This is a genomic window from Bacillus sp. 7894-2, from assembly GCF_002272225.1.
GTDB lineage: Bacteria > Bacillota > Bacilli > Bacillales > Cytobacillaceae > Cytobacillus.
Genome location: NZ_NPDG01000003.1, coordinates 1 through 18,142, shown reverse-complemented (window position 1 = coordinate 18,142; position 18,142 = coordinate 1). Strand labels below are relative to the sequence as shown.

General features: G+C 42.1%; 11 protein-coding genes. All 11 read right to left on the bottom strand.

Annotated features, from left to right (window positions below; genetic code table 11):
* Positions 1–78 precede the first annotated feature (78 nt).
* The 11 genes from CHI10_RS00420 to rnc all read right to left on the bottom strand — a co-directional run bounded on the left by CHI10_RS00420 (position 79) and on the right by rnc (position 18,028).
* Positions 79–2,859 carry a VWA domain-containing protein gene (locus CHI10_RS00420; protein ID WP_095242332.1) on the bottom strand — a complete coding sequence of 927 codons (2,781 nt, stop codon included), beginning with the start codon at positions 2,857–2,859 and terminating at the stop codon, positions 79–81.
* Entirely contained in the window at positions 2,843–4,615 is a 1,773-nt protein-coding gene (locus tag CHI10_RS00415) for a vWA domain-containing protein (RefSeq protein ID WP_095242331.1), read from the bottom strand. Before CHI10_RS00415 ends, CHI10_RS00420 begins: the two co-directional genes overlap by 17 nt.
* 7 nt (positions 4,616–4,622) lie before the next feature.
* A complete protein-coding gene (locus tag CHI10_RS00410; RefSeq protein ID WP_095242330.1) occupies positions 4,623–5,489 on the bottom strand; it encodes a DUF58 domain-containing protein in 867 nt (288 codons plus the stop codon).
* The gene (locus CHI10_RS00405; protein ID WP_095242329.1) at positions 5,489–6,493 is read right to left on the bottom strand and encodes an AAA family ATPase; all 1,005 of its coding nucleotides are present in this window, start codon (positions 6,491–6,493) and stop codon (positions 5,489–5,491) included. The genes CHI10_RS00410 and CHI10_RS00405 overlap by 1 nt, the downstream gene beginning before the upstream one ends.
* A gap of 5 nt (positions 6,494–6,498) precedes the next feature.
* Positions 6,499–8,070 (bottom strand): hypothetical protein, encoded by a 1,572-nt coding sequence (locus tag CHI10_RS00400; protein ID WP_286136584.1) that lies wholly within the window; start codon positions 8,068–8,070, stop codon positions 6,499–6,501.
* 65 nt (positions 8,071–8,135) lie between these two features.
* The gene (locus CHI10_RS00395; protein WP_095242328.1) at positions 8,136–8,984 is read right to left on the bottom strand and encodes an ABC transporter permease; all 849 of its coding nucleotides are present in this window, start codon (positions 8,982–8,984) and stop codon (positions 8,136–8,138) included.
* Positions 8,981–9,916: an ABC transporter ATP-binding protein gene (locus tag CHI10_RS00390; protein ID WP_095242327.1), complete on the bottom strand. Its 936-nt coding sequence runs from the start codon at positions 9,914–9,916 to the stop codon at positions 8,981–8,983. The genes CHI10_RS00395 and CHI10_RS00390 overlap by 4 nt, the downstream gene beginning before the upstream one ends.
* On the bottom strand, positions 9,913–12,288 hold the full coding sequence (locus CHI10_RS00385; RefSeq protein WP_095242326.1) for a hypothetical protein: 2,376 nt from the start codon (positions 12,286–12,288) through the stop codon (positions 9,913–9,915). The genes CHI10_RS00390 and CHI10_RS00385 overlap by 4 nt, the downstream gene beginning before the upstream one ends.
* Before the next feature lie 301 nt (positions 12,289–12,589).
* On the bottom strand, positions 12,590–13,591 hold the full coding sequence (gene ftsY, locus CHI10_RS00380; protein ID WP_095242325.1) for a signal recognition particle-docking protein FtsY: 1,002 nt from the start codon (positions 13,589–13,591) through the stop codon (positions 12,590–12,592).
* A 69-nt stretch (positions 13,592–13,660) separates the two neighbouring features.
* Complete coding sequence (gene smc, locus CHI10_RS00375; RefSeq protein ID WP_095242324.1) at positions 13,661–17,227, bottom strand: chromosome segregation protein SMC; 3,567 nt, start codon at positions 17,225–17,227, stop codon at positions 13,661–13,663.
* Positions 17,228–17,287: 60 nt separating this feature from the next.
* Positions 17,288–18,028: a ribonuclease III gene (rnc, locus tag CHI10_RS00370; RefSeq protein ID WP_095242323.1), complete on the bottom strand. Its 741-nt coding sequence runs from the start codon at positions 18,026–18,028 to the stop codon at positions 17,288–17,290.
* Positions 18,029–18,142: the final 114 nt, after the last annotated feature.

Sequence of the window (18,142 nt, the reverse complement as noted above, 5' to 3'; positions counted from 1 at the left end):
GTCAAGTGCCCTCCGCTGCAATCAACTCAGCGATCTATAATACTTTTTTAATCCAGCTTACTGTATTGAAAATCCCACTTACTTTTTCCTGTTTTTTGCATCCAGAAGCCTTTTCATGCGTTCTTCTCTTTCTTTCAGCGAGGGTTCGGCTGCAGGTTTTGGCCGGTTTGGTTTCTTCTTTTCTTTTGTTTTATCCGGTGTTTCTTTTACAGGATTTCCCCCTATAAGTTTACCAGCCTTTTGCATGGAAGGAGAATGTTTTTCCCTGGAAGCTTTAAGGTTTTGAATTTTCATAGGAGCCTCTGTCGTTTCCTTCTTATTTCTGTTTTTCTTCAAAATTCCCGCTGCAAGACCCGTTAGACCAAAGCGCCTTACTGCGATTTCTGAAAAAAAGAGCAGGAATGCAGCGAGAAGCAGCCATTCGCTGATTGGCTGTTTGGTGCTTGCCGGTTTTTTCAGCGGCCGGAATGCTTCTTCCCCGCTCGTGAGCATCTTGCCTCCAGTCATTTTTGAGAGTGACTGCAAATTCTCATTATTTGTTCCCTTTTGCAAATACTCCTCAGAATAGGGAATGGTAAAACCGGTCTGATGAACCTGAATATTCCCATTCTGATCTGTCTGTTTAATATTTAAAAAGTACATACCCGCATTTTCAGGCATCAGCGCCTCATATTTACCTGGCGCAGTAAGCCTCATATTGGCTTTTATCTGTTCACCTGTTTCAGACACGATGGATGTCTCAATAGGCAAAGAAATGCTTGCCGCAGACTCCAGGCTGAGCAATGTATTACCATCCTTGTTCTCAACATCAACCCTGTATGGTTCACTTTCATATTGCGGCAGTGTTTTAGTAACAAGCTGATTAATATAGGTCGGCCACTTTTCCCAGCTTGCCCATTCTCCCGACCACTTGCCTGAGATGTCGGATGTAAAGGCCGCTGTCCATCCCATTCCATATTGCCATTCAGCAAGTACCGGGTCTTTTTTTTCACTTAACAGCGGCACCTGTGCCCGCGGCTTAGCAGTGGAAGCTATATAAGCATTCATTTCGGGCACACCTTTTTCAAAAAGAGAGGACCAGTCAGGGTAAGGCTGGATAGTTGGGTAAAAAGGTTTGTCCTCGATATAAGTTCGCGTAGCCATTACGGTTTCACGTGATAAAATGCTTGGTATAACGGAAGAGTCTGTAACATCATAAAAACGCCCAGACCCCATTCCCGCAAGTTCTTCCAGCAGCCCTCTATCAGCATCCTGGCCAAGAGCAACAGTTGAGAGAGTGATATTCTTCTCTTTCCCGCTTTCAATTAAAAGCTCATAGTCTCCATTTGTGGCAGATTGGCCATCTGTCAGTAAAATGATATGCTTTCTCTGCAGCTGTAAATCTTCAAGCTCACTGTATGCCTGTTCCAGAGAGGTAAAGATTTCTGTCCCCCCGCCCGGTGTAATGGATTTGATTTTTTCAATTGCCTTTTGCTTATCCTTGAGAGGCTTAGTTTCAAGGATTTCCCATGGACGGTCATCAAATGCAATGAATCCGAGTGTATCTTCTTCACGCAGCAGTTCAACTGAACGGGCTGCCGCCTCTTTCGCCAATTCAATTTTATTTCCTGCCATGCTTCCAGAACGGTCCATAACTAACACAAGACCTAGGGAAGGCATTTCTTTCTTGCCTTTGATATCCATATCCACTGGAAGCAATTTCTCGATCGGAGTTTTAAAATAGCCCCCCAGCCCAAAGCTTTCTTCACCGCCAAACATAATAAAACCAGTGCCGAATTCTTTCACTGCCTTCTCCATCAAGATCATTTGCTGCTCTGAGATAACAGTTGCAGGGACATTATTAAAAATAATCGATTGATATTGCAAATAACCTGAGAGTACGGTCGGAAGCTTCTCTGGGATAACGATGTCTGTCTCCAGGCCTGAACCTTTTAAAAGATTTGCAAGATCGCCAGCTTCCTCTCCTTGTACGATCAGAACCTTAGGGGTACCCTTTACATTCACAACTGAGTGAAGTGCATTGTTTTCAGAGTAGGCATCCCGTTCTGCAGCTATCTCTGCTTTATATACCGTTAACCCTGCGGTATCCGCTTTGTGGGTAAACGTATAAACATTTTTCCCTTCGTTCACATGAACGGTTTCCTTTAATACTTCTTTATGATTTACCGATAGTCTGATATCAGCTTCTTTGGCAACGTTGCTGGTAACTTCTATTGTAATCGGAGCCTCTTCTCCTAAATATAGTGAAGGAGGAACGTTTAATTCTGAGATTGAGACATCGTCCCCTGCTGCTGTTGTTAATGGCACATGGTCAATCTCGATATTCCGATTTTTTAAAACTGCTGCAGCTTCCAGGCTATCGCCTTCCGTTTCATTCCCGTCCGTCATCAGGACAATTCTGCCGGAAGACTCCCTCGGAATGAGCGAAGCGGCAAATTGCAGCCCTGCTTCGAGATTGGATTGGGAATCTTCTGCCACTCCGTTAAATTCGTTTATAGCTTCACGGTTTCTGCCCAGATTCTGTTCAAGTACTGCATTTTTCCCAAAAGCAGCCACTGCGAATTGATCGTCATTTTTCCTGTGGCTGGTGCTGTTTTCTATCCAGGCAAGTGCTTCCTCATTCGTGCCAATGCTTGCAGAACGGTCGGCCAGAAATACGACGGTCTGTCCCTTTACCGGAAGAACCACCTGAGGAACGGTCAGTGCAATAATTAATAAAGAGAAAATGATCAGCCTCAAACCGGCAATCCAAAATTTTTCATTTCCTTTTCCGCTGTGATTTCGAATAAATAAAAAAACGATTATGACAACAGGAATCAGGAGGAGAAACAGGAAGGGATATTTAACCTCTATGCCCACGGCGATATACCTCCCATTCGATAACAATCAGGATTAAAGCTATGAACGCCAGCCAGAACCAGAGACTTTCATTAGGTCTTTGGGTCATGCTGCTTTTTTCAGATGATTTAGCATTCAGTGTAAAGGATTCTTCGGTTCCTGCACTTTTCTCCCTTTCATCCAGAAGGACAGAAAAATAATAAATTTGATTTCCAGATACAGCCTGGTAAGTTCCTGGGATTATAGGAGCTTTAAAGGTTTCCTTATTTAGATCAAGAGAGTATAGATTTTCGTCTTGATTATTGAAAATTTCCCAGCTTCCAGTTTCATTGCCGATATTTAACCATCTTTCTTCACCGGAGCTGAAATATCCGAGGAAATCTGATTGCTGAGATAGCCACTGGTAAGAGTTATACAGAAAGATTGGAAAACCGGGCAGGAGGGGCCAATCTGTGTCTGATAGATTAAAATTGACGATAATAATTGGCTGCCCATTATGCATTCCCCTTTGGACTAAAGGAATATCCCCGCTTTTCAATACAGTCTCCCATTCTCCTTTCAGAACGGAGGATGCAGAACTGATATACACCTTTTCAAAGTTTGCATATTCAAAAAGAGGATCCTCGTCCCCCGAAATTCCTTCTTCAAGTTTTGTTTTATCTTTGCTTGTATTAAAAAAGATTATCGGCAGCTCCGGGAGTCCCGATAGGGTGCTTCCTTCCGCCACAACGACACCTTTCATATCCAAACCCTTTAGAGCAGACGGATCTGTCTGCAGCAATTCGGCACCAATAGTTTGAAAACCCTTCACCGCAAAGGGATTTACATCTCCCAAAGTGTAAACCTTAGGTTTTGGGTCAGTGTAAATAGAGGCTGCATGATTATCTGCACTATAGCCATCGCTAATGGAGATAGCTGCCTCGTAGTAAGGTTTTTCCGGCAGATTTTTTATTTGAACGGTTTTCTCCTCATTTGTTTTTAATGATAGATTCTGTTCAAACAGGACTTCTCCCTCAGATTTCACTGTAAAAGATGTCTCTATATTTCCAGAAGACTGGTTTTCTATCACTGCAGCTGCTGAAATACCATCACCGGCGGCAGCTGTTCCAAACGACTGCAGCGACACATTCCCTGCGTTCTCTCCAATATTATGTACAACAGTATATAGACCGGCCAATTCCTTCATTAAATCTTTCTTTCCAGCTGAGTCTGAAAAAATATGAAGAGCCGTGTCTTTTCCTGAAGATAAGGAGCCTGCCAAAAGAACGGCTTTTTCCATATTCTCATACTCATAAGTAAGCTCCAGCCCCTCAATGGTTCTTCGAATAGCATTAAGATCATCTTCCCGGCTTAAGAGAATCTCATTTTTCTCTCCTGCTTTAATTAAGCTTACCTGCTGGCCATTAAGCTTGCCTGCCAGATCAAGCATTTCCTCTTTTGCGATCTCAAAACGGCTTTTCCCTCCGCTTTCAGCCGACATAGAAGCGGATGGATCAATGATGATGATTATGTGCTCTCCTTTTAAAGAATCTTCAAGCCAAAATGGACGCACAAGGGCCAGCATCAATAATAGAAGTACCAATAATTGCAGCCAAAATAACAGATTCTGCTGAAGCTTTTTCAGCCAGGGGGAAGCCTGCCATTCATTCAGCACCTGTTCCCAAAGCAAATTGGATGAATTCGTCTTTTCCTCATACTGCTTCCGAAAGAAATAAAATAGGACAACCGCTCCGATAAAAATGGATAAAATAAAATAAGCAGGATTTATGAATTGCATATCGCTCTCACCTGACCAGCCCCTTCGCATACAAATCCCTGAAAAGAACAGTTTGAAGATCTCTTGTTTCAGGGGCAAAGATATATTGGCCGCCATACCGCTTGCATAAAACCTCAAGCTGTTCATTATGTTCTCTTAGGCGCTTTTCATATTCGGCCAATACGGCAGGACTCATGCTCACATTTACAGCGGTCCCTGTTTCACTATCAATTAACTTTACATCTCCAGAATATGACGGTGTCATTTCTTCATCAGCCTGCACCTGAAATAGCCAGAACTCCTGTTTCAGCCCTCTTAGCTTCCTAAAAAGGATTTCCCATTCCTGAAGCGGTTCAAAACCATCTGCTATTATTACAGCAAGCTGCTGGTGCTTTGAAAGAGTGTTTTTTAAGCTGCCCAGAAAGTTATTGGACAGAGCAAAGGGTTCAATTTCCTGGATTTCCATGAATGTCCGCCTGCTGTAAACAGAGCCTTTTCTTTTGATAGGCTGTATGCCAGCAGAAGAAACAGGTGAAAACAGGAGCCGGTCTTCACCGGAAAGAATCATAAAGCTCAAAGCCGCAGCAAGCGCTTTGGCGTACTCCCATTTTGCTTCCATTTTGGTCATTGATGAAGTGGCATCCAGATAAACAGCAATAGACAGTTCCTGCTCATCAAGGAAACGTTTAATATAATGTTTTTGTGTTCTGCCATAGACATTCCAATCTATTTGCCGGATATCGTCTCCGGGCTGATATGCCCTGAAGTCAGAAAACTCCATGGAAGATCCGAATTTATGGGATTGCCTGGAACCTGAATGAAACCCTCTTTTCCTGGTCTTTACCGCAACTTTACGCTTCTGCAGCTTTCCAAGAAGGATTTGATGGCTGTTCATCAGCTCTTAGTTCCCCGGGAATTTTCTTTTATTAGACCTTCAATAATCGAATCTGCCGTAATCCCCGCAGCTTCTCCTTCAAAGTTTAAAATGAGGCGGTGTCGCAGAACGGGATAGGCAACATTTTTAAGGTCACCTATTGAAACATGGTACCTTCCTGAGCACAATGCTCTTGCTCTTGCCATATTTATCAGGCTCTGGAGTCCGCGGGGACCGCTTCCATATTGGACGTATTCTTTTACTGTTTCCGGTGCATCCTCTGAATCCGGATGTGTGGCAGTGATCAGCCATACAGCATAATCGAGAATATCCTCTGATACGAGGATTTCTCTTGTGAGTTCCTGAAGAGCAACTACATCATTCAGCCCGGCCGCTTTATTTAAATGAGTATTTTGCACACCTGTAGTTCTCCGGGCAATTTCTTTTAATTCTTCCTGTGTCGGATAAGCTACGTTCACCTTACAGATAAACCGGTCGGTTTGTGCCTCCGGCAGAGGATATGTTCCTTCCATGTCAATCGGGTTTTGAGTTGCAAGAACAAAAAATGGCTTTTCCATTCTTTTGGTTTCACCCATAATGGTGACCGTTTTTTCTCCCATTGCCTCAAGCAGGGCACTTTGTGTTTTAGGTGTTGCTCTGTTAATTTCATCTGCCAGGATGATGTTGGCGAATATGGGCCCTTTATGAAAGCTGAACGTTTGCCTGCCTGCTTCATCAGGCTGAAGCAGCATCGTTCCGGTTATATCGGATGGCATAATATCAGGGGTAAATTGAATACGGGAAAATTTCAGGTCCAGTACCTCTGCAATAGTCTTAATCAGCATCGTTTTACCAAGCCCCGGCAAACCTTCAAGCAAAACATGGCCGCCTGAGAAAATGCTCCATAATACTTGTTCGACTACTTCCTCCTGGCCTACTATAAATGATTGAATTTCATCTCTCACTCTTGCAATAATATCTGCTGCTTGTGCGAATTGCTGCTCTTTTTCCTGTGTTACGGACATTGAAGTCACTCCTTGTCAGGATCTATACTTGTAAAATAATTTTTAACGATTTCCTCTAAATCAGCCGGCAGCTTATACCGGTCGGTGCTCTGCCTGTATGACGACTCATAATTTCCAAATACCTCACTGTAAGGTCTGATACTTCCTTTTAAAACAGGGCCTTCCCCTTCAAACTGCTGGCCTGAAGTACCCTGCCCCAGGCTGCCATTGTCATTTTCAATATTCGTCTTCCCTTCCATGCCAGAAGGAATAGTGAGCAGATCCCTGGATCCCTGTCCAAGTCCGGCACCTCCACCCAGACCGCTGCTGCCTGAACCACTCCCTGCGCCTGAGCCTGAACCAGAACCAGATCCTGATCCGGATCCTGAACCACTTCCGGAGCCGTTGCCATTTCCGCTGTTTGGGCTATTGCCAGGCTGATTTTGATTATTATTTTGCGGATTTGGATTATTCTGCTGCGCAGGCGGTGATGAATTTGGATTATTTGCCTGCCCCCCCGGCTGCCCGGGAGGCGCAAAAGCAAGCTGTCCAGGCGGCATTCCATTGGCTGCCATTTGCTGCTGTAATGATAGACCTGAACTTTGAAGAGCTTTTTGAGCTGCTGCCAGCTGGTTTAAGAGCTCCTCTGATTGCAAAGCCTTCTCGAGCTGTTCAATAAGTTTTGACAGTTCCTCTTCAGATAGCTCCCCTTCACTGCCGGTAAGCTGTTTCAATGCATTGCTTTGTTCTTCATTAAGTTCCTTCCTTTGCTTTTGCTTCTCAAGTTTTGCTAATTCTTCCTGGAAAGAAGCCAGATCCTTCTCCTCAAGCATTCGGCTTAATTTCTTTAAACCGCTATTATCAAGGGTGTTTTTCATGCTTTCCAGGCTAAGAGATTTTTCTTTTTCTTTGATTGCCTTTAATTCGAGGCTTTTTGTTTGTTTCGCAAGCTCCTTCAAGGCTTCCTCAGCAGACTTTTTTTCTGCAATCTTCTCTTTCGCTTTCTCTAATGCTTTTTTTACTTCAGGATTCTTTTCTTTTTCTGCTTTTTTCTCAAGTTCTTCTTTTGTTTCTTCAACTAACTTGTTTTCCTTCTCCCATTTTTGTGCCAATTCCATTTTTTCTCCCGGAATCATGTATAAAAGCACTGCCAGGCCTAGAAAAGCCAAACACATTAAAACAGGGTTAGGGTGAATGAAAACCTTCTTTCTGCCTAAAACCTGATGGTGTACCTTTTTCATATGCTTTACTGCATCTGCAAGCTGCAATCTTGCCAGAACAGCATCATCCAAAAGGAAAGAATGGGCTGTAATAACCCGATCTTCCGCTACAAACCTGTTATACAATGAAGCCGCCTGGATTATGTCAGGCCGCTTCTTCCAAACCCGAATAGCAGCAACAAAAGCTGAGAGCAAAATAATCAGCAGGAAATAGTTTTGCAGATATGGGATAACGAAAATTCTTGCTAAAATCATAAGACAAAAGGCCAAGACAGCGGCTGCTAAAAGGAATACCTGAAATTCCTTAACAATCAGCTGAATGAGGAGCTGTCTTTTTACCGGTTTTAAGAGTTTAAGATATTGATTGCGGTCTTCCACCGTATCATTCCCTTATTATAAATTTCGGGCAATCCCCACTCCGGAGGATTTGCCCGAATAACCTACTAACCCTTTTTCATATTGGGACGGAGTTTTTTAATGCTAAGAAGCAGAGCTCCAATGAAAATCAAAGTATATGAAATTAAGTATGAAATCCATAAAGGAAATTCAATGCCTGTTGATCTTGTAATTTCATTGGTCATTTCCGGCTCAAAGGTACTCATCAGAATAATGGCCGGATTGAGCATAGCCGGGAAATATGCCAGCGGATTCGTCGGCTGAGTCCCAGTATACCCATATGCATTTGTTAACTGCATAAAAATTAAAGCAAGGAAAGCCGTTCCGCCTGCTAAAAATAAAGTAACCCCATAGGTGGTAACCATCGAGACAATGGTTTTTCTGATTAGCGTTGAAAATAAGACTCCAATGCTTCCGTAAACCACGATTGTAAACAAATAAAATCCCATTGTCGTAAGCAGCTGGCCTGGAGAAATACCTCCAAATAAAAACACAAAGCTATAAAGAGGCAAACTTGCCGCAATCAGCAATATTAAATATGAAATGGAAGAGATCAGCTTGCTTAATATTATGCTTGATGAGCTTTGAGTCGTCGTGAGCATGATATTTAAGGTCTGCCTCTCTCTTTCGCTGCTGATAACCCCTGCTGTTAATCCAGGGGTAATAAACAGAATCAAGCCAAGCTGCAATATAGATAAAACCATAAACATTGTCCGGCTCTGTTCCGGTTTAAAAAAGCCCTGCATGTTGTTTGACAGTGATTCAATAAAAATGAATCCAACAATGATTAGCCCTAATGCCAAGAGGTAAAATAGGACACCGAGGTAACTTTTAAAGCTTCGGAAGCGGAGCTTAAATTCTTTATTCAGTACAGGATTTACGACTAAATTCTTCATGTCAGCTCAACTCCCTTTGTAATTTCCATAAAGACATCTTCCAGGTCTGTTTCGGCTTCTGCAAAGCTGGTAATGGCCAGATTACTTAATATGGCTCTTTTAAGAAGTTCTGTTTGCTCTTCAGTCGTCCCTTTATAAATAAACTGAAAAGATAACCCATCCTCCAGCAAAGATAATTTAAAAACATTTGGATCATCTTCGAAAAAGGAGATGGCATTTTCAGCATTCCCATGAACTTTTACAAGAATCAGTCTTTCTCCTCTGAGCTGCGACTGGATATCACCAACAGACCCCTGAGCCACCAGTTTACCCTGATCAATAATGCCAATGGTATCGCACATTTCTGCAAGCTCAGGCAGAATATGTGAAGATATTAAAATCGTCTTGCCCATACTCTTCAATTCTTTTAATATTTCCCTCATTTCTACCCTTGCTCGCGGGTCAAGTCCTGATGCAGGTTCATCCAGAATCAGGACTTCAGGATCATGAATCAGACATCTTGCCAGGCATAGACGCTGTTTCATCCCTCTTGATAGAAGGTCCACATATGACTCTCTTTTATGTGACAAGTTGACAAGGTCGAGCAGCTGCGGAATCAGCTTCTCGCGTTCTGCGAATGGAATACCGTAACTTGCACCGTAGAAGTGAAGATATTCATCAGCCTTAAGCTGATCATAAACCCCGAAGAAGTCCGGCATATAGCCAATTTGCTTTCTTACGAGCTTTGGCTCCTTTTGCACATCATACCCGTTTACGTAAGCCGATCCCGAAGTTGGGGCAAGCAGGGTTGCCAAAATGGAAAAGGTTGTGGATTTTCCTGCACCATTTTGTCCGACAAAACCAAAGACACTGCCTTTTTCAATAGTAAGATTTAAGGAATCCAGTGCTGTGAATTTTCCATATCGTTTCGTTAAATCTAATATTTCGATCATTTCGGCACCTCCCCTTTTATTGTTACAGCCGGCAATGGAACGAATGGATCTCCCTGTGAAGATTTAATAAGCTTCAAAACAAATCGGCCCTCTTTTGAAACATACTGAGACAAGTCATCTTTACTTGTCAGCTTTAAGCTCCTTTGATCCGGTTCAATCGGCAGCCATTCACCTGTTTTATGGTTTTTTAATGAATATTGTACGTTTTGGCTATTAATCCTTACCGAAATTTCTTCCAGTTTATAGGTTTTCTCTTTAAGCTGTTTCGGCAGGCTTAGAGAATATTCATATTCACCGTCTTCAAGCATCATTTCACCACTCGTGCTGTCCATGCCTTTTTCATAAATCTGTCCCTTAATCACATTCCAATCAGCTGCCATCATGCCATCCTTCAATGTAAATTCGCCGGAAAACTCATTTTTGGCCTCAAATGGCTGAACAATCAGATTGGTGTTATTCTGTTTTGCTTTCTTCCCTTTCATGGTTACATCAATGACAGATTCTCTTGTAATTCCTGCAAGGACTGGCTGTGCAAGATCTCCGAGCAGAAATGTATTGGAAGCATATTGAAGCCTTTCTCTTCTTAATTTATTTATATCATTTTGGCTATTGGCAGGATTTCCTCCATTAAACGCTCCTCCGTACGGTCTGCTCAGAAGGGACTGTTTTGTGGCTTTATCTACTATAATGGTCTCACCTTTTTTGATTGAACCCAGTTTAATTGCTTCATTTCCTGACCAAATATATAACTCTTCAAAATCGAAGTCACTTTGGTTTTGAATTGTTCCTGTTAATCTTTTTTCCTTAAGGGTGATATCTGCTGTCAGTTTCCCATTTATTTCTGTTTGAGCTTTTCCGTAAATGGTTTTGGATGACCAATATTCTACCTCCGGGAAAATTATCTCATTGTTTTTTACTCTTTCAGCCATAATTCCGCCCCTAAGCGGGTCAGATGAGGTGGAATTGTTTGAATAAACCACAGCATTATATTCACCTTTTGGCATTGAGAGGATGTATTCACCGCTTTTATTTGACAGCAGGGTTGAAGCCTGATAACCGGTAAGCAGATTGTTATTCACTTTATATATCCCCATCTGGTTCAGCTGCGGCTGAGAAATTCTGTCTTTTGCCCCCATTCCAAAGACAGCTGAACCCATTAAAATGGCAATAGAAGGAATGATCCACCAGGAATGCTCCCGTTTATCAAGCTTTCTTAACACAAAATAAAGCACAGGCACGATTAGAATAATATAACCGGCAAAAAGTCCAATAAGCTGTCCGACTGAAAAATTGGATGCAGGAAAGAATTCATTTATTTCTGCAAATTCCCAATAAAGCTGATCAAGATAATCCTGTGAATAGGGGGTTGATCCATTGCCTGACCCTGATGCCTGTTTCATATAGCCTTCAAACCATGTGTCATATCCCTGCCATGAAGATAATGGCTCATCCCCCAGTGAAAAAGCTGTCTGCAAAATTGTCCCGCTTCCATACTCCTTTTTCAACGCTGCAGGGAGATCACCGCTTTTTGCAATAACTTCTGCACTCTTATCAACCGGACCAGTGAAGAAGTTGAGCTCATCAAATTTTGGCTCCTCTCCCTTCTCCGGCTGCAGGAATTTGACTGAGGCGGATGCCTCATTTTCTGATTTCATCGGCAGCAGTGAATATATATCTCCATAGGAGCCGCTTGCATCCGGGCCTCCTCCGGCAATCAGTGTTCCACCACTGAATATCCAGTCCCTTATAGCTTTTTGCTGTTTTTCACTGAGCTGGGAAACCTTAAATTCATCAATAAGCAAGTAATCGAGTGTCTCAAGCCCAATTGCATTATCCGGCAAATCTTCCCCTTTAAGTTCAAACAGCGATTTAGAAGGAAGTGTCCGAAGCTCTTTTACACGGTCATAGTTTTCACTTAGAACTCCAATTACTTCAGTAGCCATATCTACAAATTTAGGTTTTAGTGTATTTTCACCTTTAAAACTAACTTTCTTTCCGTCTTTCCAATCTCCTTCATAAAGAGTCAGCAATGGAATGTTCTGATACATGGAGGGATGGTCCTCCGTCATTCCAGGTATGGAAACCAGATATTCCTTAGCTGTTCCGGCAGGCAGCTCTACTTTTACAGAAACCGCACCACTGGTATTGTAGGATGGATGGTAACTTATCAGCAAATCACCGCTAAAGGATTCACCTGAATTTTCCATCTTTATACGCAGAGGAAATCCCTCTCCTCTTTTTACTTTTCCGCCAAAGCCTTCATCGAGAGTAACTTTAATGCCTGTACCGGCTGCTTCTGCTGATTGGAATGGATGAAACATTAATACAAAGCAGAATAAAACCATAATGATTACTTTTAATTTACCGTGCAACCCAATCTCCCCTTTAAGTATCGTAAGTATTAGCTTTTTATATTTATAGGCAGCTTTTATAACTATAAATTATTGCAAGCCTGATAACTTCTTCCATTGTATAGACGCAGCTTAATGACAAAAAGTTCCTGAGGATATTAAAATAATTTGTTATAGAAGTTAACCTTGATGAAGAACAGCATCATTACAGTGTAATTTTACACCAAAAATTACACTTATTAAACTATTTTTTATTTTCTTGCTATTATCTATAATATAAAAAACAGCCTGAGAACCGATTCTCAGGCTGTTTTTTATATTATTATACTTCCTCTTCTTCTGCTTCTTTTTCAACAATGTCGGCAAAGAGTCCATAAACATATTGTTCTGCATTGAATTCCTGCAGATCATCCATTTTTTCACCTAAACCTACAAATTTCACGGGTATCTCCAGCTCATTTCTGATTGCCAGAACGATGCCGCCTTTTGCAGTACCATCCAGCTTTGTAAGAACGATGCCGGAAACATCTGTTGCTTCCTTGAAGGTCTTAGCCTGAATCATGGCATTTTGTCCGGTTGTAGCGTCAAGAACGAGCAATACTTCGTGCGGGGCACCAGGTACTTCTCTTTCAATTACGCGCTTTACCTTTTCCAGCTCTTTCATTAAATTGACTTTATTTTGGAGACGTCCCGCAGTATCACAGATTAATATATCTGCCTTGCGCGATTTTGCAGACTGAACAGCATCGTACATGACAGCTGCAGGGTCAGAACCGGCTCCCTGTTTAATGACATCCACACCGACACGTTCGCCCCATACCTCAAGCTGTTCAATCGCTCCTGCACGGAAAGTATCACCTGCTGCAAGAAGGACATTTTTCCCTTCACTTTTGAACTTATGGGCAAGCTTTCCGATTGTTGTTGTTTTTCCTACACCGTTAACACCAACAAACAGGATAACCGTAAGTCCATCTGTCTGTATATTTAATTCTGTAGAAGTTTCGCCTGCGCTGTCATAAATGTCTACAAGCTTCTCAGATATTACTGCCTGAACCTCGCGGGGATCCTGAATATTCTTGCGCTTTACTTCCCTTCTCAGCTCATCCACCAGTTCCATGACAGTGTCAAAACCGACATCCGCCCCAATTAATATTTCTTCCAGTTCCTCGAAAAATTCCTCATCCACTTTCCGGTACCTTGAAACAAGGTCATTTACCTTATTTGAAAAATTATCGCGCGTTTTGGTTAATCCGTCTTTAAATTTTTCAGTAACACTATCTGTCTGCATTGTGATTTTTTCTTTTAGTTTTTTAAAAAAACTCATATTTTCACTTCCTTAATGCAATATGTATAAGTACGGAACAATGCTCCACGCAGTTCCGCACTAAGCCTGTTATTGAGTAATTAATTCTCTGGTTTCTTCCAGGCGCACAGATACCAGTTTGGAGACACCGGATTCCTGCATGGTTACACCGTAAAGGACATCCGCTTCTTCCATTGTTCCTTTTCTGTGGGTGATAACGATGAACTGGGTTTCTGCGCTGTATCTTTTTAAGTATTGGCTGAACCTTTGTACATTCGCTTCATCCAAAGCAGCCTCAACTTCATCAAGAATACAGAATGGAACTGGCCGTACTTTCAAAATGGAAAACAGTAAAGCAATGGCTGTAAGTGCCCTTTCTCCCCCAGATAATAATCCGAGGTTCTGCAATTTCTTTCCTGGCGGCTGTGCGACAATATCCACTCCTGTATTCAATAAATCTTCAGGCTGGGTCAAACGTAAATCCGCTCTGCCGCCGCCGAATAAAGATTGGAAAACCGACTCAAAATGAAAACGGATCCCTTCAAAGGTTTCTTCAAATCGCCTTTTCATTTCAACATCCATTTCACCAATTACCTGGAATAATGTATCTTTTGCTTCCTGAAGATCTGTTTTTTGCTCAAGCAGGAATTCATAGCGTTCCGATACTCTGTCATATTCCTCTATTGCTCCGAGATTTACTGCGCCAAGTTCCTCGATAGCCAGCTTTATGAGTTTTACTCTTTTTCGCGCTTCCTCAATTTCAATTTGCAGCGGGTATTCTTCCTTAGCCGCTTCAAAAGACAGCAGGTATTCTTCCCTTAAATGGTTAAGCCTATTCTCAAGCTCAACATCCAGCCGGTTCTGTTTAACTTCCTCATCTTTCAGCACTTCTACGAGGCCTTTATGCTGGCGTTTTAATTCTTTCGCCTCAAGCTCAAGGTCCTCTAAAGCTGCTTGGAGCTTTAATCGCTCATTCCTTCTTGAAGCAATTAGTTCAAGCGTTTCATTCTTTTCCTTCAGTTTTTGCTGTGCTGCTTCTTCCAGATGCTGTTCACCTGAAGAGCTGTTTGTCATTTCGGATGAAAGCAATTCTAAATCTTCTTTAACGGTTTTCAGCTTCTCCTGGGTAACAGCAAGCTCAGAATTTATGGCGGCCAGCTTGTCCTCCGAATGGTTCAGCTGCTCACTTTTGGAAGCAAAGCTAATTTTCAGCTCATTAATTTCAGATACTATAGTTTCCTTTGAAGTCTGCTGGGTGTTTTTCCTTTCTGTTAATGCTTTTATCTCCAGATCAAGATCAGCGATTTGCTTTTTCTGCTGATCTAATAAGACTGAAAGCTCGCTCTTTCTTGCCAGCAGTTTCTCTATATCTTGCGAAAATTGTGCTTTGTCCATATCATAAAGGGATAGGCGCTCATTAATGCTTTTCTCTTCAAACTCTGCTTCTAATAGTTCTCCTTTTACCTTCTGTTCCATCAAACGAAGCTCTTCGCCTGTTTTTCTAAGCTGCTCAATGCGTAAATCCTGTTTTTGAATTTCACTTTTTTGCAGTTTTACTTGCTTTTCGAGATTTGCTGTTTTGGATTCCATATCCGTAATTCTGGACTTCAGTTCTTCAAGTTCACCCTTACGGGAAAGAATGGAAGTGCTTTTTTGTTTCACAGCTCCTCCGGTCATGGATCCGCCGGGATTAACCACATCTCCGTCAATGGTTACGAGCCTCACACGGTATTGAAGCAGCTTTGCAAGTTCATTAGCACCTTTAAGATCCCGGGCAATAACCACATTGCCAAGCAAGTTCTCGATAGCAGGCTGGTGCTTCTCTTCAAATTGTATCAGTGAAGCAGCTTCACCAATAAAGGCAGGGTGGCCATGAACCGATTGTATTTGCGTGGTATTCAGCTTCTTCCCCTTAATTACACTTAAAGGCAAGAATGTGGCTCTGCCGTATGAATTCTTTTTCAGGAATTGAATGGCACTTCTCCCATCCTGTTCATCCTGTACAATGATATGCTGCATGGCACCGCCGAGAGCTGTTTCAATCGCAGTTTCGTACTCTTTTGGCACCTGAATTAACTCCGCAACGGCTCCTTCAATTCCCTGCAGCCTACTGCCTCTTGCTTTCAATACTTCTTTTACCCCTTGGAAAAAACCCGAAAAATCCTCTTCCATTTCTTCAAGCATTTCCTGACGGGATTTCGCCTGCTGCAAATATTGATAAGCCTGATACAAGGTTTTTTCCTGCTTTTGATAATTATTCTTTAATGATTCAAGCTTGCGGTCTTCATTTCGGAATAAATGGACTTGATTTTCTAATTCCTTTTGCAGGTTTTCAAGATTGGATTGTATCTTTTGTTTTTTCTCTTCATTCTTCTTGCGGTCAGCAATATATTTTTCATTATCCATTTCAAGCCTTGAACTGCGCTGCCCCTGCTGACTCAGCTGCTGATCAATATTCTGCAATTCATTTCTTGAAGCTGCCTGGCTGTTCAGCACTTCAATATAATCACTTTTCAGTGATTCTATTGTTTCTTCTGTATTTTCACTGAATAGTTTGAGCTGCTCCTGCTTTTCCTTTAATGCTTTTTGAAGCTTTACAGCTTCTGCCTTTACTTTCTCCTTTAGAGCCGAGTGCTTTTCTTTCTGTTCTATTAACTCAGCAATCTTCAAAGTAAGTTCTTTCATATTTCTTTGAAGCTGATCTTTATTCTGGCTGGCATTTTTCTTTCGCTCTTTGAGCACTTCTTTTCTGCCTTCCAGTTTTTCGAGCTCTTCACTAGCATGAAGGAGGACATCCTGCAGATCATTGACTGATTCATCAATTGCTGCTATATGATCCTTTAACTCTTCCAATTTCGCCTCTTTGTTGTGAATAACGGCCGAAAGCTTCATTTCATCTTCCGTATGCAGCTCGAGCTGACGTGAAAGCTGCTCCCATTTTGAATGCAGATCCTCGATCTCATAAACGGTAAGGGCAACCTCAATTTTCTCCAGCTCTTCTTTCTGCTGCAGATAATCTTTTGCGATTGAGGCCTGTATTTTTAAAGGCTCTACCTGGGTTTCCAGTTCATGAAGAATATCATTCACCCTGTTTAGGTTATCCTGGGTTTCAGAAAGCTTGCCTTCCGCCTTTTTCTTTCTTGTCTTGTATTTAAGTACGCCTGCCGCTTCTTCAAATATAGTCCGGCGTTCTTCAGCTTTGCTGTTTAGAATCTCTTCAACTTTGCCCTGGCTTATGATTGAAAAAGCTTCCCTGCCAAGGCCTGAATCCATAAATAAATCTACAATATCTTTAAGTCTGCATGTTTGCTTATTGATCAGGTATTCACTGTCTCCGGACCGGTAGACTCTTCTTGTAACACTGACTTCGCTGTAATCGATCGGCAGACCCTGTTCTGCGTTATCAAGCGTCAGTGTCACCTCTGCAAAATTCTGTGCTCTCCGGGAATCACTGCCCGCAAAAATGACATCCTCCATTTTCGCACCCCGAAGGGACTTAGCTGATTGTTCACCCAATACCCAGCGGATGGCATCAGTAATGTTGCTTTTCCCGCTTCCATTTGGACCGACAACTGCTGTGACGCCTGGAACAAAATCAACCGTTATCCGCTCAGCAAACGACTTAAATCCAATAACATCAAGCCTTTTTAAAAACAACCTTGGTCCCCCTCTGTCTCCTCATGTTTCCGCTCTTTGATGTCAGAGTTAGAAAATGTTTCACTTTATATGATTTTTTAATACTTCAAGAGCCATTTGGGCCGCATGCTGTTCGGCTTCTTTCTTTGACCGGCCGGTGCCTGTCCCAAGTTCCCTGCCATTTAGAGAAACAGTGGAAACAAATTCACGATTGTGGGCAGGCCCCTTTTCCTGAAGGATTTTATATTCAATTGCACCTGCACCATCCCGCTGCACAAGCTCCTGCAGCTGGCTTTTAAAATCCATCACATGCGAAAAAGCACCTGAATCAATTTTTGGAAAAACAACTTTTTCCAAAAAGACGACAACTGTATCTAATCCTTTATCCAGGTACAATGCACCTATAAAGGCTTCAAATACATCTGCAAGCAAGGCCGGACGGGTTCTTCCTCCTGTCATTTCCTCTCCTTTTCCAAGGAGCACCAGGCTGCCAAATGACAATTCGTGGGCAAATGAGACCAGGGATGGTTCGCAGACAACCGCAGCCCTCAGCTTTGTTAATTCGCCCTCGCTCATCATCGGATATTTAAGGTAAAGGAATTTCGAAACAGTCAATTCGAGGACGGCATCCCCCAGGAATTCCAGTCTTTCATTGTCTTCATAAGGCTTTCTCCGGTGCTCATTCACATAGGATGAATGGGTAAACGCTTGTTTTAGTAATTTTTCATTTTCAAAGTGAATTCCAATTTCCGCCTGGAATTCTTTAAATTGTTTTTCGATTGCGCGAAATGATTTTCTTTCTTTATCTTTATTGCTGCGCATATTGCATCCACCTTGCTAAAATTAATATTCTTTTTAATAATAGGCTCATTTCAAAAATATTGAGTTTTTAGTTTTGAACTAAGCCCGTTGATTTCCGCTACAGGTACTCGCTTT

Excerpts from the sequence above, each read along its gene's own strand:
- CHI10_RS00415 (WP_095242331.1), bottom strand. The coding sequence starts at position 4,615 with ATGCAATTCATAAATCCTGCTTATTTTATTTTATCCATTTTTATCGGA.
- CHI10_RS00410 (WP_095242330.1), bottom strand. The coding sequence starts at position 5,489 with ATGAACAGCCATCAAATCCTTCTTGGAAAGCTGCAGAAGCGTAAAGTT.
- CHI10_RS00405 (WP_095242329.1), bottom strand. The coding sequence starts at position 6,493 with ATGTCCGTAACACAGGAAAAAGAGCAGCAATTCGCACAAGCAGCAGAT.
- CHI10_RS00395 (WP_095242328.1), bottom strand. The coding sequence starts at position 8,984 with ATGAAGAATTTAGTCGTAAATCCTGTACTGAATAAAGAATTTAAGCTC.
- CHI10_RS00390 (WP_095242327.1), bottom strand. The coding sequence starts at position 9,916 with ATGATCGAAATATTAGATTTAACGAAACGATATGGAAAATTCACAGCA.
- ftsY (WP_095242325.1), bottom strand. The coding sequence starts at position 13,591 with ATGAGTTTTTTTAAAAAACTAAAAGAAAAAATCACAATGCAGACAGAT.
- rnc (WP_095242323.1), bottom strand. The coding sequence starts at position 18,028 with ATGCGCAGCAATAAAGATAAAGAAAGAAAATCATTTCGCGCAATCGAA.